This is a genomic window from Streptomyces sp. NPDC001507 (assembly GCF_042894765.1).
In the GTDB taxonomy this organism is placed as follows: domain Bacteria; phylum Actinomycetota; class Actinomycetes; order Streptomycetales; family Streptomycetaceae; genus Streptomyces.
Genome location: NZ_JBIAVV010000009.1, coordinates 34,417 through 52,442 on the forward strand (window position 1 = coordinate 34,417; position 18,026 = coordinate 52,442).

Annotated in this window: 18 protein-coding genes and 1 pseudogene; 8 read left to right on the plus strand and 11 right to left on the minus strand. The window is 72.4% G+C overall.

The genetic code is table 11. The features are described from left to right. Positions 1-50: 50 nt before the first annotated feature. The 3 genes from ACFY0K_RS27590 to ACFY0K_RS27600 form a co-directional block, all read right to left on the minus strand. Complete coding sequence (locus ACFY0K_RS27590) at positions 51-221, minus strand: hypothetical protein (RefSeq protein ID WP_390642108.1); 171 nt, start codon at positions 219-221, stop codon at positions 51-53. Further along, positions 221-979 (minus strand): SDR family NAD(P)-dependent oxidoreductase, encoded by a 759-nt coding sequence (locus ACFY0K_RS27595; protein WP_390642109.1) that lies wholly within the window; start codon positions 977-979, stop codon positions 221-223. Before ACFY0K_RS27595 ends, ACFY0K_RS27590 begins: the two co-directional genes overlap by 1 nt. 106 nt (positions 980-1,085) lie before the next feature. Then, positions 1,086-1,418 (minus strand): YnfA family protein, encoded by a 333-nt coding sequence (locus ACFY0K_RS27600; RefSeq protein ID WP_351957381.1) that lies wholly within the window; start codon positions 1,416-1,418, stop codon positions 1,086-1,088. A gap of 122 nt (positions 1,419-1,540) precedes the next feature. Here ACFY0K_RS27600 and ACFY0K_RS27605 point away from each other — a divergent pair, with 122 nt between their 5' ends. Next, positions 1,541-2,011, plus strand: coding sequence for a hypothetical protein (locus tag ACFY0K_RS27605; protein ID WP_390642110.1), 471 nt, complete (start codon positions 1,541-1,543; stop codon positions 2,009-2,011). 95 nt (positions 2,012-2,106) lie between these two features. Here ACFY0K_RS27605 and ACFY0K_RS27610 read toward each other — a convergent pair whose 3' ends face one another. Continuing rightward, positions 2,107-2,802, minus strand: coding sequence for a type 1 glutamine amidotransferase domain-containing protein (locus ACFY0K_RS27610; protein ID WP_390642111.1), 696 nt, complete (start codon positions 2,800-2,802; stop codon positions 2,107-2,109). A gap of 38 nt (positions 2,803-2,840) precedes the next feature. On the opposite strand from ACFY0K_RS27610, the gene ACFY0K_RS27615 reads away from it, so the two are divergent. Next, positions 2,841-3,047 (plus strand): hypothetical protein, encoded by a 207-nt coding sequence (locus ACFY0K_RS27615; RefSeq protein ID WP_390642112.1) that lies wholly within the window; start codon positions 2,841-2,843, stop codon positions 3,045-3,047. On the opposite strand, the gene ACFY0K_RS27620 is transcribed toward ACFY0K_RS27615, so the two are convergent. Continuing rightward, positions 3,013-3,906 carry an alpha/beta fold hydrolase gene (locus tag ACFY0K_RS27620; protein ID WP_390642113.1) on the minus strand — a complete coding sequence of 298 codons (894 nt, stop codon included), beginning with the start codon at positions 3,904-3,906 and terminating at the stop codon, positions 3,013-3,015. The genes ACFY0K_RS27615 and ACFY0K_RS27620 overlap by 35 nt on opposite strands. A gap of 144 nt (positions 3,907-4,050) precedes the next feature. After that, complete coding sequence (locus ACFY0K_RS27625) at positions 4,051-5,076, minus strand: thaumatin family protein (RefSeq protein ID WP_390642114.1); 1,026 nt, start codon at positions 5,074-5,076, stop codon at positions 4,051-4,053. Positions 5,077-5,248: 172 nt separating this feature from the next. Between ACFY0K_RS27625 and ACFY0K_RS27630 the strand changes: the two genes are divergently transcribed. After that, positions 5,249-7,219 (plus strand): sigma-70 family RNA polymerase sigma factor, encoded by a 1,971-nt coding sequence (locus tag ACFY0K_RS27630; RefSeq protein WP_390642115.1) that lies wholly within the window; start codon positions 5,249-5,251, stop codon positions 7,217-7,219. Between the two features lie 46 nt (positions 7,220-7,265). Here ACFY0K_RS27630 and ACFY0K_RS27635 read toward each other — a convergent pair whose 3' ends face one another. Further along, positions 7,266-8,294 (minus strand): thaumatin family protein, encoded by a 1,029-nt coding sequence (locus ACFY0K_RS27635; protein ID WP_390642116.1) that lies wholly within the window; start codon positions 8,292-8,294, stop codon positions 7,266-7,268. 246 nt (positions 8,295-8,540) lie between these two features. Between ACFY0K_RS27635 and ACFY0K_RS27640 the strand changes: the two genes are divergently transcribed. The 4 genes from ACFY0K_RS27640 (at position 8,541) to ACFY0K_RS27655 (ending at position 12,787) form a co-directional block, all read left to right on the plus strand. Continuing rightward, on the plus strand, positions 8,541-9,686 hold the full coding sequence (locus ACFY0K_RS27640; RefSeq protein ID WP_351957388.1) for an LLM class flavin-dependent oxidoreductase: 1,146 nt from the start codon (positions 8,541-8,543) through the stop codon (positions 9,684-9,686). Beyond that, entirely contained in the window at positions 9,683-10,279 is a 597-nt protein-coding gene (locus ACFY0K_RS27645; RefSeq protein WP_390642117.1) for an FMN reductase, read from the plus strand. The genes ACFY0K_RS27640 and ACFY0K_RS27645 overlap by 4 nt, the downstream gene beginning before the upstream one ends. Positions 10,280-10,585: 306 nt before the next feature. Then, on the plus strand, positions 10,586-11,332 hold the full coding sequence (locus ACFY0K_RS27650) for a response regulator transcription factor (protein ID WP_390642118.1): 747 nt from the start codon (positions 10,586-10,588) through the stop codon (positions 11,330-11,332). Next, a complete protein-coding gene (locus tag ACFY0K_RS27655; RefSeq protein WP_390642119.1) occupies positions 11,333-12,787 on the plus strand; it encodes an ATP-binding protein in 1,455 nt (484 codons plus the stop codon). It begins immediately after the preceding gene. Between the two features lie 248 nt (positions 12,788-13,035). Here ACFY0K_RS27655 and ACFY0K_RS27660 read toward each other — a convergent pair whose 3' ends face one another. Both ACFY0K_RS27660 and ACFY0K_RS27665 read right to left on the minus strand, forming a co-directional pair. Beyond that, the gene (locus ACFY0K_RS27660; protein ID WP_390642120.1) at positions 13,036-14,835 is read right to left on the minus strand and encodes a phosphatidylglycerol lysyltransferase domain-containing protein; all 1,800 of its coding nucleotides are present in this window, start codon (positions 14,833-14,835) and stop codon (positions 13,036-13,038) included. Between the two features lie 130 nt (positions 14,836-14,965). Further along, entirely contained in the window at positions 14,966-15,247 is a 282-nt protein-coding gene (locus ACFY0K_RS27665; RefSeq protein ID WP_390642121.1) for a hypothetical protein, read from the minus strand. Between the two features lie 78 nt (positions 15,248-15,325). On the opposite strand from ACFY0K_RS27665, the pseudogene ACFY0K_RS27670 reads away from it, so the two are divergent. Beyond that, positions 15,326-16,156: pseudogene (locus ACFY0K_RS27670) on the plus strand (M55 family metallopeptidase). A gap of 15 nt (positions 16,157-16,171) precedes the next feature. On the opposite strand, the gene pstB reads toward ACFY0K_RS27670, so the two are convergent. Both pstB and ACFY0K_RS27680 read right to left on the minus strand, forming a co-directional pair. Continuing rightward, entirely contained in the window at positions 16,172-17,005 is an 834-nt protein-coding gene (gene pstB / locus ACFY0K_RS27675; protein WP_390642403.1) for a phosphate ABC transporter ATP-binding protein PstB, read from the minus strand. 86 nt (positions 17,006-17,091) lie between these two features. Next, complete coding sequence (locus tag ACFY0K_RS27680; RefSeq protein WP_390642122.1) at positions 17,092-18,006, minus strand: sortase; 915 nt, start codon at positions 18,004-18,006, stop codon at positions 17,092-17,094. Between the last annotated feature and the right edge of the window lie 20 nt (positions 18,007-18,026).

Here is an 18,026-nt window from a genome sequence, read left to right on the forward strand (position 1 = left end):
GGTGTGGTGCGAGCGTAGGTCGGGTGATCGATGACGTTCACCCGCGTGGGTTACTTCGCGTGCCGGACCGCGTAGATCATCACGAAGGCGATGACGTGGATGCCGAAGAGGAAGTAGGCGAGGAAGTACCAGACCTGGCGTTCGTTCTTCGTCTCCTGCCGCAGGCGGTCCTTTTCCAGCTGCCTTTCCAGGGCGGTCGTGGGGTCGTCCTCGGCCGGCATCAGAGGTCCCGGTGGACCTTGGTGTTGGAGGCCTGGGCGCGGGGGCGGACGACGAGGAGGTCGATGTTGACGTGGCTGGGGCGGGTCACCGTCCAGGCGATGGTGTCGGCGACGTCGTCCGCGGTGAGGGGCTCGGCGACGCCCTGGTAGACCTTGGCGGCCTTCTCCTCGTCGCCGCCGAAGCGGGTCAGCGCGAACTCGTCCGTCTTGACCATGCCGGGGGCGACCTCGATGACCCGGACCGGCCTGCCGACGATCTCCAGGCGGAGGGTCTCGGCGAGGACGTGGGCGCCGTGTTTGGCGGCGACGTAGCCTGCGCCGCCCTCGTAGGTGGCGTGGCCTGCGGTGGAGGAGACCACGACCACCGTGCCGTCGCCGCTCGCCTCCAGCTTGGGGAGCAGGGCCTGGGTGAGGTTCAGGGTGCCGATGACGTTCGTCTCGTACATCGTGCGCCAGTCGGCCGGGTCGCCGGTGGCGACCGGGTCGGCGCCGAGGGCTCCGCCGGCGTTGTTGACGAGGACGGAGACCGTGTTGAAGGCGGTGGCGAACTCGTCCACGGCCGCGCGGTCCGTGACGTCGAGGGGGTAGGCGGTGGCCTGGTGGCCGGCGTCGTTGATCTCCTTGGCCAGGGCCTCGATGCGGTCCTCCCGGCGGGCGGTGAGGACGACGCGGTAGCCGGCCTCGGCGAGCCGGCGGGCGGTGGCGGCGCCGATGCCGCTGCTGGCGCCGGTGACGACCGCGATGCGGGAGGGGGCCATGGGTTGCTCCTCGGCGGGGTGTGTTCGTGCGGCTTGCTCTGGTGAGTCTAGGCGCCGTGGCCGGCGCCGAACCGGGCGGCCGCGGGCCGGTGGGGGGTGTGCCACGTCAGTTTCTGGGTGCCCACATGATCACCGCCATTCCCGCCAGGCAGACCGCCGCGCCCGTGATGTCCCAGCGGTCCGGGCGGTAGCCGTCGGCGACGACGCCCCAGAGGATCGAGCCGGCGACGAAGATGCCGCCGTACGCGGCGAGGATGCGGCCGAAGTGGGCGTCGGGCTGGAAGGTGGCGACGAAGCCGTAGGCGCCGAGGGAGAGGATGCCGCCGGCGACCCAGAGCCAGCCGCGGTGTTCGCGTACGCCCTGCCAGACCAGCCAGGCGCCGCCGATCTCGAAGAACGCGGCGACGACGAACAGGGCGGCGGAGCGGAGGATGAGCATGCGTGCAGCGTGCCACGTGCGGCGGATGTCACCTGATGGGGGGCGCCTGTGGCCGGGTCCGGGTGGCATACATCCGTACGAGAGCAGGGTTACGGATGCCGGAGTCGGACGGGACGGGTGGCATGGCGATGCGTCGTGGTGGACCGGCGGTGGCCGGTGCGGTGGCGGTGGGTGTGCTGGTCGTGGGCGGCGGTGGTGCCGCCTGGGCCGGCAGCGCGGATCTGGAGGTGCACGGGTCCGCGGTGCTGAACGGGGACCTGGTGGAGGTCCGGGTGACTCCGCGCAACCACGGGCCGGACGGGGTGACCGGGGCCAGCGTGCGGCTGGCTTCGTCGGCGCCGCTGGCCGACTCGCAGCAGCTGCCGGGCGGGTGCGCGCGCACCGGTGACCGGGAGGTGGTGTGCGAGACGGGGCCGCTGGCGGTCGAGGTGCCGGGGGAGGAGCTGGTGGTGCCGGTACGGCTGCGGGAGCGGCCTGCGGAGGTGCGGCTGGCGGTGGACGTGGCGTGGGGCGGGGGCGCGGTGGACCAGGACCGCACGAACGACGAGCAGCGGGTGCTGGTGCTGGCGACGGGGGATCCGTACGCGTTCTGATCGGCGGGCGGCACCGGCCGAGCCGGGTCCGTGGGCGAACGTCTGTCGCCCGCCCACGCGTGCGCCGTCGCGTCGGCCGGGTCTCAGGGCCGGGCTCAGGCCAGTGCCGCTACGAGTTCCCGGGCGAGCGGGCCCGAGGACGCGGGGTTCTGGCCGGTGAAGAGGTTGCGGTCGACGACCGTGTAGGGCTCCCAGGCGGGGCCCCGCGAATACTCGGTGGGCAGCTTCTTCAGCTCGTCCTCCAGCAGCCACTTGGCCCTGTCGGCGAATCCGACGCCGGCCTCCTCCTCGTTGCAGAAACCCGTCAGCCGGTAGTTCGCGAAGGGGGTGCCGCCACTCGCGTCGCGGGTGGCGAGGATGGCGGCGGGGGCGTGGCAGACGATGCCGAGGGGACGGCCGGAGGCGAGGGCGTCCCGCAGCAGCGCGGCGGAGTCCAGGTCGGTCGAGAGGTCCTCCATCGGGCCGTGGCCGCCGGGGTAGTAGACCGCGTCGTAGTCCTCCAGGCGGATGTCGGTGAGGGGGACGGCGTACCGCAGCTCCTCCGCCTCCTCGATGACGGCCTCCTCGCGCAGGGAGTTCTCCTCGCCGCCCGCCATCCGGGGTCGCAGGCTCATGGTGTCCACGACGGGTACGACCCCGTGCGGAGTGGCCACGGTGACTTCGTGTCCCGCGTCGGTGAACACGCGGTAGGGAGCCACGAACTCCTCGGCCCAGTAGCCGGTGGGATGTCGGTGCCCGTCCTTGAGGGTCCAGTAGCTCGCGCCGGTCACCACACACAGAATCCTGGCCATGGCACGCTCCTCCGGGACGTTCATGGGGATGCGTTCAAATGCGCCCATCAAGTCTGGGCGGGTATTCCGGGGGCCGCAACTCAGGGCCGACGTCCGGGAAATGCGCCGGCCACCGCAGGTACCTCGGTCCGGTGCCGCCGCCGGGCAGCGGCCCGGACCGCTACTTCCTCGTGGTGCATGCCGTCGACGCCGAGGAACAGGCGCAGCGGCCTACTTCCACATGTAGTCCTCGGCGGCCTCGGTGATCAGGTCCTTGACCGCCTGCGGGTGGGAGATGAGCGACACGTGCGAGGAGTTGATCTCCACCGTCTTCCTGGCGTGCGCGCGTTTCGCCTCGAACAGTTCCAGGGCCGGATTGACCGCCTGGTCCTGCCTGCCGACGAGGGCGTACACGGGCTTGGTGCGCCAGGCGGCGCCGGTGAGCTTGTCGGTGAACGCCGACATCGCGACCGGGCGCTGGGTGGCTGCCATGACGGCAGCCTGGCTGGTGGGCAGGTCCGCGGCGAAGACCTGGTGCAGTTTGGCCGGCTGGACGTACAGGTCCGTGCCGGTGCTGCCGGCGCCGACCTGGAAGGGCACCTGCTTCAGGGCCTTGCTGAGGGGCGCGGGGGCGAACTTCGCGGCGAGGGTGGCCTGCGACTCTCCCTTGTCGGGCATGATCGCGTTGATGTAGACGAGGGCCTTGACGTTGTCGTTTCCGACGGCCGCCTGCGAGATCACCTCTCCGGCATAGGAGTGGCCGACCAGGATGACCGGTCCCGTGACGGATTTCAGGAAGCTCGCGAGGTAGGCCGAGTCCTGGGCGACGCCGCGCAGCGGGTTGGCCGGTGCGGCCACCGTGTAGCCGTTCTGCTGGAGCTTCTGCACGACACCGTTCCAGCTCGACGCGTCGGCGAAGGCGCCGTGCAGGAGCACGATGGTGGGCTTCTCCCGGCCGGGGTCGCCGGCCGGACCGCCCGCCTGTGCCGTCATGGGGACCAGGACCGAGGTGGTCCCCGACAGTGCCAGCAGTGCCGCGCCCCAGCGGGCGGCCTGCGCGGTGCGGCGGGGCCTGCCGGACTTGCGGGAGGCACGGGACGCGTGGGGGGAGCGGGATATGTGCATGCCGGTCCTTCGGGGCGGGAGCGTCGGGCGACGCCCGGGATTCCAGCGTCGAGGAGACCCGTCGGCGTGTCCTCGTGCGCGGGCCGTCCGGGTGAACGGCCGACCGCGCGCCGGGGATCCGCGCTCCGGCGCCGCCCGCCGTGCTCAGGTGGAGCCGGCCGTCGTCCCGAAGGTCACGCGGTAGTAGCAGGCGCCCTTGCAGGGCATGGTCGCCCCGTCGTCGAAGGCGTAGGAGTAGGCGTAGGGCTCGGCGCGCTTGAAGACCTGCGTGTAGTCGACGGGCCACTTGGCGGGGACGCAGTTCTCGCGGCCCGCCCAGGCGCCGCGGCAGCAGTAGGTGTCGCCGCCGAACGCCGCGCAGGGCGGCTTGCAGCCGATCTCCTCGCCGCCGGAGAGGGCCTGCATGGCCTTGGGGCAGTCGACGTCCGTGGTGCAGGTGCCCCGGTAGCAGCCGGAGGCGCTGACCGGGTCGGTGGTCGTGGTGTGGGAGACGTTGATGTACATGGGCAGGTTGGAGCCGTCGACCATGCTCACGTCGTAGAAGTCCATGCCCGCGTAGGCGTCGAAGGTGAACTCGCCGAGGGTGGTGGGCGGGTTGCCGCCGCTGCAGACGCTGGTGCAGTCGCCGGAGGCGCAGGGGCCCGCGGCCGTTCCCTCGGTGCATCCGGTGCGGCCCCAGATGCGGCCGCCCCAGTTGTTCGCGACGGTCACCGAGAGACTCTGGCCGGGGGCGAGCCTGCGGCCGGCCGGGTAGACGGAGGTGTTGGTGACGACCGCCCAAACCGTCTGCGGGGTCCTGTTCACGACGGTGATCAGGCGTCTGCCGACGGGGGCGGTGGTGGGCTGCCCGGCCTGGACGGTGGTCGCGGGGACGGCCGGGGTCTTCGCCGGCGCCGACGGCTTGGGGCGGGCCGACGCGGAGGGGGACGCGCTGCGGCTCGGCGACGGTGACGGCGAAGACGACGGTGACGAGGCGGGCGCGGTGTCCGACGGGCCGGTGGGGAGGGCCGCGGCGGTCCGGCGGTCCGGGTGCGCGGTGGGGGTGCCGGCGGGTGTCCACGTGCCGTAGGTGACGATCACGGTGGCGGCCGTCGCGAGGGCGGCCGCGCCGGCGTACCACCAGCGGCGTCGCGGTGGTCTCGCGCCGTGTCTCCTGCGTCCTCGTGCCATCCTGGTGCCTTCCTCGGGCGGTACCTGACGTGTGCCTGCCTCTCGGTGACCTCCTCGGTGGGGGGCGTACAACACAAATCGCGAAGCCGACTCGCCGGTTTTCTGTTGTCCCCGCGTCCTGCGCGGGGTCTCCGTTCCGACAGCCGGACTCTGCGCGGAGGAACAGACCCACATGACCGAGAACCATCGCAGCGGACCCGACCCCGGGGTGGTGACGGCCGCCCGCGCGGGGGACAGAGCGGCTCTGGAGCACCTGGTGACCGCGTGCCTGCCGCTGGTCTACAACATCGTCGGCCGGGCCCTGAACGGTCATGCCGACGTCGACGACGTCGTACAGGAGACGCTGTTGCGCATGGTGCGGGGACTGGAGAAGCTGCGGGACCCGTCCGCGTTCCGGTCGTGGCTCGTCGCCATCACGATCCGGCAGGTGCGCAACCGGGAGCAGTCGCGGGCCACGGACCGGGACCGCCGGGCGCGCCTGGACGACGCGGAGACGATCACCGACCCGGCGCTCGACTTCGCCGGGCTGACCATCCTGCGGCTGGGCCTGACCGAGCAGCGCCGGGAGGTCGCGGAGGCGACGCGCTGGCTCGACCCGGACGACCAGGAGCTGCTGTCCCTGTGGTGGCTGGAGGAGACCGGCGACCTGGAGCGTGCCGAACTCGCCGGTGCGCTGGGGCTGTCCGACCGGCATGCGGCGGTACGGGTGCAGCGGATGAAGAAGCAGATGGAGGTCTCGCGGGGGGTGGTGCGGGGGCTGGCGGCCGACCCGCGCTGCGCCGAGCTGGACGGGATCGCCACGCCGTGGGACGGCACGCCGAGTCCGCTGTGGCGCAAGCGGTTCGGGCGTCACATACGGGGCTGCGGGGTGTGCGCGGGCCTGGAGCGGGGGCTGCTGCCGATGGACCGGCTGCTGAGCGGCCTGCCGCTGGTGGCCGTACCGGCCGGCCTCGACCCGGCGCGGGTGCTGGCCCACGTGACCGGGCCCCATGCGACCGCATCCCATGTCACCGGGCCCCATGCGACCGCGCCTCATGCGACCGGTGCCGCCGATTCCGGTGGTGGGGGCCGTCGTCCGCGGGGTCGGCACGGTCGTGCGGGCAGGCGGACGGGCACGCGGGCCGGCCGGCAACTCGTGGGCAGGCAGGCGGTCGTGGGCGGTTCGGCGGCGGTCGCGGTCGTCGCGGCGGTCGCACTGGTCGCGGCCCGGATGACGGCGGGCCCGTCCACCCCGGCCGCGGACACGGCCCCGCCGCCGACGCCGGTGGCCGTCGTGGCCCCGAGCCAGAGCCCGAACCCGACGCACTCCGCCTCCCCTTCGCCCTCCCCCAGCCGCAGCGCGTCCCCGAAACCGTCGGCCAGGCCGGCCCCCTCGAAGCACACCGCGGCTGAGGTGCGGGTGGCCTCCGGCGCGAAGAAGGGCGTCGGGGTCTGGACGTTCAACGGCGTGAGCCAGGCCCTCGCGGCGAGCGGGGCGAGCTGGTACTACACCTGGAACACCCAGCACCAGGGCGTGACGACCCCGGCCTCGGCCTCCTTCGTGCCGATGATCTGGGGCTCCGCGTCCGTCACCGACGCCGCGCTGGCGCAGGCGCGGGCGGCGGGGCCGTACCTCCTGGGCTTCAACGAACCCGACATGGCGCAGCAGTCGAACATGACGGTCGACCAGGCGCTGGGGCTGTGGCCGAAGCTGATGGCGGCCGGCAAGGTGCTGGGCAGCCCGGCGGTGGCGTACGGCGGGGACACGGCCGGCGGCTGGCTGGACCGGTTCATGTCCGGGGCGAAGGCGAAGGGGTACCGGGTCGACTTCATCACGCTGCACTGGTACGGCGGTGACTTCCGCACCCCGCAGGCCGTGCAGCAGCTGACCTCGTACCTGGCGGCGGTGTACGCGCGCTACCACAAGCCGATCTGGCTCACCGAGTACGCGCTGATCGACTTCTCGCAGGGGACCCGGTTCCCGTCCGCGCAGCAGCAGGCGGACTTCGTCACCGCGTCCACGAAGGCGCTCGACGCGCTGCCGTACCTGCAGCGGTACGCGTGGTTCGGGCTCGGCGCGGACCCGGCCAAGCCGAGCAGCGGGCTGTTCACGAGCGGTACGGCGGCCACGGCGGCGGGCCGGGCCTTCCAGGCGGCGCGCTGAACGGAGGGGGCCGGTGCCGGCGACGACCGTACCGGCCCCCTCCGGGTCACGGGCTGACGCCCCAGGTGACGCGGTAGCCGCACTCTCCGGAGCAGGTGAGCACGCTGGTCGCGTCGTCGTTGACGTAGGAGTAGGCGAAGGGCTCGGCCGCCTTGAAGACCTTGGCCGAGTCGACCGGCCAGGAGGACGGGACGCACTGGGGGCGGGCCGCGTAGGCGCCGGTGCAGCAGGTCTGGTCGGTGTCGAAGACCAGGCAGGCGCTGAGGCAGGCGACGACATGTCCGTCGCGGACGCGCTGGAGCTTGGCGGGACAGGTGGCGTTGGCGTCCCGGGTGCAGCCGGCGGCCGAGCAGCCGTCGGCGTCGATCCTGTCCTTCGACGTGCCGCCGTAACTGTTGATCCACATCGGCAGGTTGTTGCCCTCGACCAGGCTTACGTCGTAGAAGTCCATGCCGTTCCAGGCGTTCAGGTTGAACTCGGCGAGGGTGGAGGGGAATTCGCCCCAGGTGGAGCCGCACTGGAAGTGGCCGCAGCCGCCGGTCAGGCAGTCACCGTCGCCCGCCGCGTCGAAGGAGCAGCCGGTGCGGGCCCAGAGGCGGACGTCCCAGTGGTCGGGGACGGTGAAGCTGAGGCTGGCGCCGGGGCGCAGGACCCAGCCGGTGGCCTCGACCGGGTGCTTGGGGTCGGCGGCGATGGCCGGCCAGATGGTCTGGTCGAGCCGGTTGACGAGGGTGACGGTGCGTTTGCCGGAGGCCGGGGCGGCGGTTGCCGACGGCTTTGCGGTGCGGGAGGGCGAGGTGGCCCTGGTCGTGGGCGAGGCACCGGCGTGCGGGGTCGCCGAGGCCGAGCCGGACGGTGACGGCTTCCCGGAAGGACTGGCGAGGGGGGTGGCGGCGGCCGTCGTACGGGGTGGGGCCGCCGGGCCGGCGACAGTGGTCCGCCGGTCCGCGGCAGGGCCCGACTGCATACGGGCCAGCACCACGCCGGTCACCAGGGCGAGACAGGTGAGGACGACGGCGGTGGCGGCGGCGGGGCCGGAGTACCGGCGGGGTCTGCGGCGGCGGTGGTGCTGCATGTCACGGGGCTCCTGTCCGTTCCCACGGGTGTGGGCTGTCGTAGGGGAGACCTGGACGGGGGTGGTGGGACAACGGAAATGCAAGGGGTGGCTGGTGGGTGTGGTGTGGCTGCGGGTTCGCTGTGGCTGGTCGCGCAGTTCCCCGCGCCCCCAAGGGCGCGAGCGGTGAGCGTGGGGAATAGGTGGCGGCGGGGTCTCGTTCTGTGGGTATAGTTGAATCGTAAACAACCTGGAGGGTGAGCGAGCATGCAGTTCGGGATCTTCACGGTCGGCGACGTCACGCCGGACCCCACCACGGGCCGGACGCCGAGTGAGCGGGAGCGCATCAAGGCGATGGTCGCGATCGCGCTGAAGGCCGAGGAGGTCGGTCTGGACGTGTTCGCGACGGGTGAGCACCACAACCCGCCGTTCGTGCCGTCGTCGCCGACCACGATGCTCGGTTACGTCGCCGCGCAGACGGAGAAGCTGATCCTCTCCACCTCCACCACCCTCATCACCACCAACGACCCGGTGAAGATCGCCGAGGACTACGCGATGCTCCAGCACCTGGCCGACGGCCGGGTGGACCTGATGATGGGCCGCGGCAACACCGGGCCGGTCTACCCCTGGTTCGGGCAGGACATCCGCGAGGGCATCAACCTCGCCATCGAGAACTACGCCCTGCTGCGCCGGCTGTGGCGCGAGGACGTCGTCGACTGGGAGGGCAAGTTCCGCACCCCGCTGCAGGGCTTCACCTCCACCCCGCGGCCGATGGACGGGGTGCCGCCGTTCGTCTGGCACGGCTCGATCCGCTCGCCCGAGATAGCGGAGCAGGCCGCCTACTACGGTGACGGCTTCTTCCACAACAACATCTTCTGGCCGGCCGACCACACCAAGCGGATGGTCGAGTTCTACCGGAAGCGGTTCGCGCACTACGGGCACGGCACCCCCGAGCAGGCGATCGTCGGGCTCGGCGGCCAGGTGTTCATGCGGAAGAACTCGCAGGACGCGGTGCGCGAGTTCCGGCCGTACTTCGACAACGCCCCGGTCTATGGGCACGGGCCGTCCCTTGAGGACTTCACCGAGCAGACCCCGCTGACGGTCGGCTCGCCGCAGCAGGTGATCGAGCGGACGCTGGGCTTCCGCGAGTACGCGGGCGACTACCAGCGCCAGCTGTTCCTGATGGACCACGCCGGGCTGCCGCTGAAGACGGTCCTGGAGCAGCTCGACATGCTCGGCGAGGAGGTCGTGCCGGTGCTGCGCAAGGAGTTCGCGAAGGGCCGTCCGGCGGACGTCCCGGAGGCGCCGACGCACGCGTCGCTGCGGGCCGCCGCGGCGGCGGAGAAGAAGGCCGACGAGGCTGCGGACGGTTCCGCCGCCAAGGCATCGGACAAGAAGGAGGCCGGGGTATGAAGCTCGTCGTCGTGTCGGCGGGGCTGAGCGTGCCGTCGTCCACGCGGCTGCTGGCGGACCGGCTGGCCGCGGCCGTGGGCCGGCAGGCCGAGGCCCCGGTCGAGGTCGAGGTGGTCGAGCTGCGCGACCTCGCGGTGGAGATCGCGCACAACTTCACCAACGGGTTCCCGGGGCGGAAGCTGGCGGCCGCACAGGAGGCGGTGACCGGGGCGGACGGCGTGATCGCCGTGACGCCGGTGTTCACGGCGTCGTACAGCGGGCTGTTCAAGTCGTTCTTCGACGTGCTCGACAAGGACGCGCTGGCGGGGAAGCCGGTGCTGATCGCGGCGACCGGGGGTACGGCACGGCACTCGCTGGTGCTGGAGCACGCGCTGCGGCCGATGTTCGCGTACCTGCGGGCGGTGGTCGTGCCGACGGGCGTGTACGCGGCGTCGGAGGACTGGGGCGCGGAGGGCCTGGAGGACCGGGTCGAGCGGGCGGCGGGGGAGCTGGCGAGGATGATGCAGGGGCTTCGCCGGAGCGTGCCCGAGCAGCCCGGGGAGCTGCCGGTCGTGCCGTTCGCGGAACAGCTGGCGAGGCTGGCCGCGAGCTGAGGTGGGCCGGGGCGGGGGTGGGGACGCCTACCGGCGCTTGCAGGGTGCCTCCCCCAGCCTTCGGCCGGGGGACCCCCAGCGCCCACCCGTGCCGCCCTGCGGCACGCCTGCCCGCGGCCATGTATGTAGGACGCGGCTGGGCAGCGCCCCGTCAGGGGCGCGGGGAACTGCGCGCCCAGCCCCCACCGGCCCGCAGCCGAAATCCGGTGCCCGGTTGCCTCTGTGACGGTGAGAGGCAGGTAAAAAGGGTGATCGTAGGCCCGCTCACCACGGCAGAACCGCCGGAGGCCTTGGCAGACTGGGGAGGTGCCCCAGACTGTGCTGCTCGCCGAAGACGACCGCGCCATCCGCCACGCCCTGGAGCGGGCCCTCACCCTGGAGGGTTATGAGGTGACGGCGGTCGCGGACGGTGTGGAGGCCCTGGCACACGCCCACCGCACCAACCCCGACGTCCTCGTCCTGGACGTGATGATGCCCGGCATCGACGGCCTCCAGGTCTGCCGCGTGCTGCGGGCGGAGGGGGACCGTACGCCGATCCTCATGCTGACCGCGCTGGTGGAGACCGCCGACCGGATCGCGGGACTGGACGCCGGCGCCGACGACTACGTCGTCAAGCCCTTCGACGTCGAAGAGGTCTTCGCCCGGTTGCGGGCGCTGCTGCGCCGGACCTCGCCCGTGACCACCGGCGGCGGCAGCAGCGGTGGTGGTGGCGGTATCGCGGCCGAGCCCGGCCGGGAGCCCCAGGTCTCCGACCGGCAGGTCGAGGCGGCCGGCCTGCGGATGGACCTCCAGGCCCGCCGGGCCTGGCGCGGCAGGCGCGAGCTGGAGCTGACCCGCACCGAGTTCGAACTCCTCGAGCTGCTCGCGCGCAACGCGGGCATCGTCCTCGACCACTCCACGATCTACGACCGCATCTGGGGCTACGACTTCGGCCCCGGTTCCAAGAACCTCGCCGTCTACGTCGGCTACCTGCGCCGCAAGCTCGACGAGCCGGGCGCCCCGCAGCTGATCCACACGGTCCGGGGCGTGGGATACGTGCTGCGGGAGGACTGAGTGGGCCCTCTCCAGCGGCTGGAGCGGCTCACGCGGGTGCTGGCCCGGCGCCGGCCGGGCCTCGTCTCCCTGCGGACCACGTTCGTCGTCTCCTTCGCGGCGGTCACGGCCGTCGTCACGGTCGTCGTCGGCATCCTGTCGTACAACGCCGCCGCCCGGCTGGTCCGCGTCGACCAGCAGTCGGTGTTCACGCAGGTCGTCTCCGACGTCCAGGACGAGGTCAAGCAGCACAGGATGGTGCCGGAGGACTTCTCCTCCTCCCAGCCCGGCCATGACCTGGTCCGGCCCGCGCGCACCGACGTCCAGGTGCTCGGCGCGCGGGGCGAGATCGTCGACCGCGGCAGCCCGGTGCTGCCCGTCACCGCCGCGGACCGGGCGGCCGCCACCGCCGCGGAGGCGGGGAAGACGGTCCAGCACAAGGACGTCCAGGCCGGCGAGGACCTGTTCCGGATCGCCACGGTTGCGCTCGGCGGCGGGCGGGGCGCGGTCCAGGTGGCGCAGGAGTTCAGCGACACCGAGGACCTGCTCAACGCGCTCCAGCAGCGGACGCTGCTGCTGATGGCGGCCGTGGTGGTGGCCGCCGGGCTGCTCGGCTGGTGGCTGGCCCGGCGGATCACCCGACGGCTGGTGATCCTCACCGCGGCCGCGGAGAACGTGGCCCGCACCCGGCAGCTCGGCATCCAGGTGCCGGTGACGGGACTGGACGAGGTGGGCCGGCTGGGCCGCGCCTTCGACCGGATGCTGGGCCGCCTCGCCCAGTCGGAGGAGGACCAGCGGCGCCTGGTCCAGGACGCGGGCCACGAGCTCCGCACGCCGCTGACCTCGCTCCGTACGAACATCTCCCTGCTCCGCCGGATCGACGAACTCCCGCCCGCCACCCGCGACGAGCTCGTCGCCGACCTCGGCCAGGAGGCGCGCGAGCTGACCGACCTGGTCAACGAGCTGGTCGACCTCGCCGCCGGGCAGTCCGACACCGAGCCCCCGCAGCACGTGGACCTGGCCGACATCGCGGAGGACGTGGCGGGGCTGGCGCGGCGCCGCACCGGACGCGAGGTCGTCCTGCGCGCGGCCGGCGACACCACGACCTACGGCCGGCCGGGGATGCTCCAGCGGGCCGTCTCCAACCTCGTCGAGAACGCGGCCAAGTTCGACCGTGACGGCAAGGCCCCCATCGAGATCAGCGTGACCGGCCCCGGCCGGCCGGGCACGGTCCGCGTCGAGGTGCTGGACCGCGGACCCGGTATCGCGGAGGGCGACCTGATCCGCATCTTCGACCGCTTCTACCGCGCCGCCGACGCCCGCTCCCTGCCCGGCTCCGGCCTCGGCCTCTCCATCGTCCGCGAGGTCGCCCTGGCCCACGGCGGCGCCCCCTTCGCCCTCCGCCGGGAGGGCGGCGGCGCGGTGATCGGCTTCACGGTGGGCGGGGGGATCACGGGCGGTCTGCCTCGCGGCTGAGCCGCCCGGCAGGGACCCGTCGGTGTCCATGCCAATTCGACACCATGTTCAATTCGCGACAGACGGTGAGGCTTCGGCAGGAGCTTGCCGATCAGTTCGTGCGCGAACTCTTGGGCCAGGACACGGCAGCGGAGATCGAAAGCCTCTGTCATCAGGTGGAGCGCGGGTCGCATCTTTACCTGTGGTTCCTGGGTGACTGATGCGATGGCCAACGGCGGGGCCCTGGTTCCCCGGGGGCGCCAGGCTCGTCACGACCCCCAGGGAACCGTGAGGAACCCCTCAGCGCGGGCGCTCGCCAGGCCGATGCGGGGGAGGTCGCTGGTCTTCGTGAAGAGGATGTAGCGGGGTTCCCACACCGGGCGGTACTTGGCGTTCGCGCGGTACAGGGACTCGATCTGCCACCAGCGGGAGAAGAAGGTCAGGGTCGCGTGCCACAGGCGCAGGACCGGGCCCGCGCCGAGGCGGGAGCCGCGTTCGAAGACCGAGCGGAACATCGCGAAGTTGAGGGAGACCCGTTCGACCTTCAGCTCGGCGGCGCGGAGGAGGAGCTCGACGACCATGAACTCCATCAGGCCGTTCTCGGAGTTGCGGTCGCGGCGCATCAGGTCCAGGGAGAGGCCCTGCTCGCCCCAGGGGACGAAGCTGAGGAGGGCGCGGGGGGTGTCGTCCGCGTCCCGGCACTCCAGCATCACGCAGCGGCCGTCCGCCGGGTCGCCGAGGCGGCCGAGGGCCATGGAGAAGCCGCGTTCCGTGGCGCCGTCGCGCCAGCTGTCGGCCCGTTCGATCAGGGTCGCCATCTCGTCGGCCGGGATGTCCTCGTGGCGGCGGATGCGGACCGTGTAACCGGCGCGGCGGACCCGGTTGTGGGCCTGGCGGACGACGCGCATCGCACGGCCCTCCAGGGTGAAGTCGGCGATGTCGACGATGGCCTCGTCACCGAGTTCGAGGGCGTCCAGGCCGTGCCGGGCGTAGACGGTGCCCGCCTCCTCGCTGGCGCCCATGACGGCCGGCGTCCAGGCGTGCTGCCGCGCCTCCGTCAGCCACGCGTCGATCGCGCCCGGCCAGGCCTCCGGGTCCCCGATCGGGTCGCCGGAGGCGAGGCTGACGCCGCCGACGACGCGGTAGGTGACCGCCGACTTGCCGGTGGGGGAGAAGATCGCCATCTTGTCGCGGCGCAGGGCGAAGTAGCCGAGGGAGTCGCGGGCGCCGTGCTTGTCCAGCAGGCACCTCAGCTTCGTCTCGTCCTCCGTGCTGAGCAGGCGGCGGCCGCGCGGGGAGCGGAAGCCCGCGTAGAGGACCAGGCAGAACGCGGCCGCGAGAAGGATGTTGATGATGATGTCGGCCCAGCGGGGCGCGTGGACCGCGGTGACGTGGTCGGCGAGCGGGCCGACGCTGACGCCCCTCAGGAGGGTGTAGGCGATCTCGTCGGGGAGGGTGGCGCCGGGGAGCTTGTTCGTGGCGTGGACGAGGAGCGTGCCCAGGCCGCCGGTCACCAGGACCCCGCCGGCGCCCACCGCCAGCGCCGTCTTCGGGTTCGACGGGTCACCCACCGCGTTGAACTCCCGGCGGCTGAGCAGCAGCGCGGCCACGAAGAGCCCGGTGACGGCCGCCGAGACCCAGTTGAAGAAGTGGGCGCGGTACTCGTGCTGGGTGAGGGCGAGGACGTAGAGGACGAAGAGCGGGGCGGACAGCAGCAGGTTGACCACCCAGGCCGCGCGCTTGCGGCGGCGCATCACCAGCACGAAGAAGATGGCGAGGGCGGCCGAGACCAGGCCCGCCGTGGCCAGGTACGGAGTGAAGAACTGGCCGGAGTGGTGCGCGTGCTGCCGGTGCAGGTGCAGGGTGATGCGGCCGTTGTTGTGCTCGTCGACCTCCTGGCGGAAGGGGAGCGACATCACCGCCACTATGTTCAGTACGGCGATCACGCGCAGGTACCAGACGGTGAAGTCGGCGGCCCGCCTGCGCAGGGCACCGCCCGAGGCGCCCGTGGGGGCGCGCAGGGCGGCGGAGACGCCGGACGGGATCAGGGTCGACAGCTGTGCGGGCATGGGGACCGGTCACCTTGGGGACGGGGAGCGGGTTGACGGAGGGCTGACCCTACAGTCTGTAGGGTAGCTGTGGGAGACGCGGGAGCGGTCCACCGTCGTACGGAATACGGTGTGAAAGGGTCTCCTGCTCTTACGGACGTGCGGGAGCCTGCGCCCGTTCCCGCTCTGCCCGCCGCCGGGCCGCCAGCATCCACGCCAGGTTGCCGAGCGCCGCCCCCGCCAGCACCGCCGCGACGATCACCCCGCCGGTCGCCAGCCCGTCGCTGAACAGGTGCGGGCGCCGGTCGAGAGCCTGCAGGCCGAAGCCGGACAGCTCGTACACGCCGACGGCCGCGACCAGCAGGCTCGCCACCAGCACCGCCACCGTGGGGGCGAGGCTGCGCCGTGCCTCCTGTGTGTCCGTGCCCTGCATGAGGTACCCCCGTGAGCTGACGAGCCGCAGTGGCCGATGGGGAACCTACAATACGTAGGGTCCGGATAGCCTCAGGACGTGCGTATCTACATCAGCGTGGACATGGAAGGCATCACCGGGCTGGTCGACCGGGACGATGTGCAGCCGGGCGGGCGGGACTACGAGCGGGGCCGGTCGATGATGGCCGAGGACGTGAACGCGGCGATCCGCGGGGCGGTGGCCGCCGGGGCGACCGAGGTGCTGGTCAACGACGCCCACGGGCCGATGCGCAACCTGCTCCCCGAGCACCTGCACCCCGCGGCCCGCCTGGTGCGCGGCAAGCCGAAGAAGATGCTGATGCTGGAGGGGCTCACGGCGGAGCACGACGCGGCGGTATGTGTCGGTTACCACTCCCGGGCCGGTGCCCTCGGTGTGCTGAGTCACAGCTTCATGGGTCACGAGATCGAGGACATCTGGCTGGACGGGAGGCCCGCCGGGGAGATCGGGCTCGCGCACGCCACCGCCGCGGCCCTCGGCGTTCCGGTCGTGGCCCTCACGGGTGACGACGCGGCGTGCGCCGAGATGACGGCCTAGGAGGAATCGGTGGTCGTGGTGCCCGTGAAGTACGCCCGGGACCGGTTCGCCGCGGAGCTGCGCCCGGCGGAGGAAGCCCGCCGGGCGATCGAGGAGGGGGTGCTCGCGGCCCTGACGCCCGTGCCGAAGCGGCCCGCCGGCCCCGAGAGCGAGTCGGTCCTCGCCGTGCGCTGGCAGTCCGCCTCCGTCCCCGCCGTCCTCCTCGGCATCCCCGGGGTGACGGCCCTGGACAGCCGTACCGTGCAGGCCCGCGGTCCGCTGCCCGCCCTCTACCGGCAGTTCGGCGTCTGGATGCGGGTCGCTTCCTCGCTCACCAACCAGCCGCCGTACTGCTGAGCCCCGACGGCGGGCTCAGCCGAACCGGCCGGCCACGTAGTCGGCCGTGCGCTGGTCCTGCGGGGAGTTGAAGACGGCCTCGGTGTCGCCGTGCTCGACGATGCCGCCCGGGGTGCCCTGCTCCGCCAGGAAGAACGCGCACTGCTGGGAGACGCGGGCCGCCTGCTGCATGTTGTGGGTGACGATGACGATCGTCACCTGCCCGGCCAGGTCCTGGATGGTCTCCTCGACGCGGCGGGTGGAGGTGGGGTCCAGGGCGGAACACGGCTCGTCCATGAGGAGGACCCTGGGCCGGACCGCGAGGGCCCGCGCGATGCACAGGCGCTGCTGCTGGCCGCCGGAGAGGGCGCCGCCGGGCTGGCGGAGCCGGTCACGGACCTCCTTCCACAGGCCGGCGCGGGTCAGGGACTCCTCGACCAGGACGTCCTTCTCCCGGCGGGTCACCTTGGTGCCGGTCAGCTTCAGGCCCGCCACGACGTTGTCGTAGATCGACATCGCCGGGAACGGGTTCGGCTTCTGGAAGACCATGCCGATCCTGCGGCGGGCGTCGGTTAGCCGCCAGGACGGGTCGTAGATGTCCTCGCCCTCGAAGAGCACCTCGCCGCCGAACTGCGCCGACGGGATCAGCTCGTGCATCCGGTTGAGGGTGCGCAGGAACGTCGACTTGCCGCAGCCGGACGGGCCGATCAGCGCGGTCACCTCGCCCGCGGGCATGGTCAGCGACACCTGGCTGAGCACCTGGTGCGAGCCGAACCAGGCGGAGACCGCACGGGCTTCGAGCGTGGCGGGCGCGGGGCCTTCCACCACGGCGGTGGTGGTGGCGGTGGGGAGTACGGCGGTGTCGGTCATCTCGGCGGTCTCGGCGATAACAGCAGTCACGGCGGTGTCGGTCGTTTCGGTCGTGTCGGTTGTCTCAGTCACTTCACTCACCTCGGTCACAGCAGGTTCGGCAGCAGTTCGGTGGTCCGCGTCGCGACCTGGAGGCCGAGCACCGCGACGACCGGGGCGAAGACGATCCACGTCTGGTGGCGGCCCCAGCGGTGCCAGGTCCAGACGGCGGCCACGGCGGTGAGGAGCAGCGCCTGCAGCCACATCACCAGCGGCCACGGCACCCCGGAGGGGCGGGCCAGCGGTTCCTCGGAGCTCGGCAGGGTGCCGGCCCGGATCACCGCCGACGGGGTCTGGAACGGCGTGGAGACCAGGTCGGCGTCGACGCGCAGGATCCCGGAGGGCATGTACTTCGGGCCGGTGGCGGTGATGAGGACGATCCGGCTCTTGCCCGCGGCCAGCGCCGTCGGCGCCGGGTCGCCGGCCCGCCGTACGTCGATGACCTGGAACTTCGCCTTGCCCTGGCCGGTGGTGACGGAGAACGTGTCACCGGTGGCGAGCCGGGAGAGCGTGCCGAACGGGCCGCCGTAGGCGGCCGCCCGGCCCATCAGCACGCTGGTGCCGGCCTGGCCGGGCATCGGGGTGTCCCGGCGGTGACCGGGGCCGTCCGTCGTCACGGAGGAGTCGGTGCCCTCCAGGACGACCTGGCTCAGGCCCAGCTTCGGTATCTCGACGAGCGCGACCGGCGTGCCGGGCGCCAGCAGCTTGCCGTCCTGCCCGGTCTGCGCCACCGGGGCGGTGCCGAGGGCGAGTTGCTCGCGCAGCTGGTCGAAGTCGGCGTGCTGGGCCGAGTTCTCCTGGGCGCCGCTGAGCACCAGCAGCTGGACGGTGATGCCGAGCAGCAGGGCGGCGAGGCTGAGCAGTCCGCCGCGCGAGAGGTGGCGGACGAAGGTGAGGCTGCGGACGGGCCTGCGGGGCACGGCCGGAGCCAGGGTTTTCGGTGTCGGTACGGCGACGGTCATGGCGGCCCGCCTCCTTCGGG

Excerpts from the sequence above, each read along its gene's own strand:
- pstB (WP_390642403.1), bottom strand. The coding sequence starts at position 17,005 with ATGACCGACACCGCCGTACTCCCCACCGCCACCACCACCGCCGTGGTG.
- ACFY0K_RS27640 (WP_351957388.1), top strand. The coding sequence starts at position 8,541 with ATGCAGTTCGGGATCTTCACGGTCGGCGACGTCACGCCGGACCCCACC.
- ACFY0K_RS27595 (WP_390642109.1), bottom strand. The coding sequence starts at position 979 with ATGGCCCCCTCCCGCATCGCGGTCGTCACCGGCGCCAGCAGCGGCATC.
- ACFY0K_RS27605 (WP_390642110.1), top strand. The coding sequence starts at position 1,541 with ATGGCGATGCGTCGTGGTGGACCGGCGGTGGCCGGTGCGGTGGCGGTG.
- ACFY0K_RS27680 (WP_390642122.1), bottom strand. The coding sequence starts at position 18,006 with ATGACCGTCGCCGTACCGACACCGAAAACCCTGGCTCCGGCCGTGCCC.
- ACFY0K_RS27610 (WP_390642111.1), bottom strand. The coding sequence starts at position 2,802 with ATGGCCAGGATTCTGTGTGTGGTGACCGGCGCGAGCTACTGGACCCTC.
- ACFY0K_RS27600 (WP_351957381.1), bottom strand. The coding sequence starts at position 1,418 with ATGCTCATCCTCCGCTCCGCCGCCCTGTTCGTCGTCGCCGCGTTCTTC.
- ACFY0K_RS27620 (WP_390642113.1), bottom strand. The coding sequence starts at position 3,906 with ATGCACATATCCCGCTCCCCCCACGCGTCCCGTGCCTCCCGCAAGTCC.
- ACFY0K_RS27660 (WP_390642120.1), bottom strand. The coding sequence starts at position 14,835 with ATGCCCGCACAGCTGTCGACCCTGATCCCGTCCGGCGTCTCCGCCGCC.
- ACFY0K_RS27590 (WP_390642108.1), bottom strand. The coding sequence starts at position 221 with ATGCCGGCCGAGGACGACCCCACGACCGCCCTGGAAAGGCAGCTGGAA.
- ACFY0K_RS27635 (WP_390642116.1), bottom strand. The coding sequence starts at position 8,294 with ATGCAGCACCACCGCCGCCGCAGACCCCGCCGGTACTCCGGCCCCGCC.
- ACFY0K_RS27630 (WP_390642115.1), top strand. The coding sequence starts at position 5,249 with ATGACCGAGAACCATCGCAGCGGACCCGACCCCGGGGTGGTGACGGCC.
- ACFY0K_RS27615 (WP_390642112.1), top strand. The coding sequence starts at position 2,841 with ATGCGCCCATCAAGTCTGGGCGGGTATTCCGGGGGCCGCAACTCAGGG.
- ACFY0K_RS27625 (WP_390642114.1), bottom strand. The coding sequence starts at position 5,076 with ATGGCACGAGGACGCAGGAGACACGGCGCGAGACCACCGCGACGCCGC.
- ACFY0K_RS27645 (WP_390642117.1), top strand. The coding sequence starts at position 9,683 with ATGAAGCTCGTCGTCGTGTCGGCGGGGCTGAGCGTGCCGTCGTCCACG.
- ACFY0K_RS27665 (WP_390642121.1), bottom strand. The coding sequence starts at position 15,247 with ATGCAGGGCACGGACACACAGGAGGCACGGCGCAGCCTCGCCCCCACG.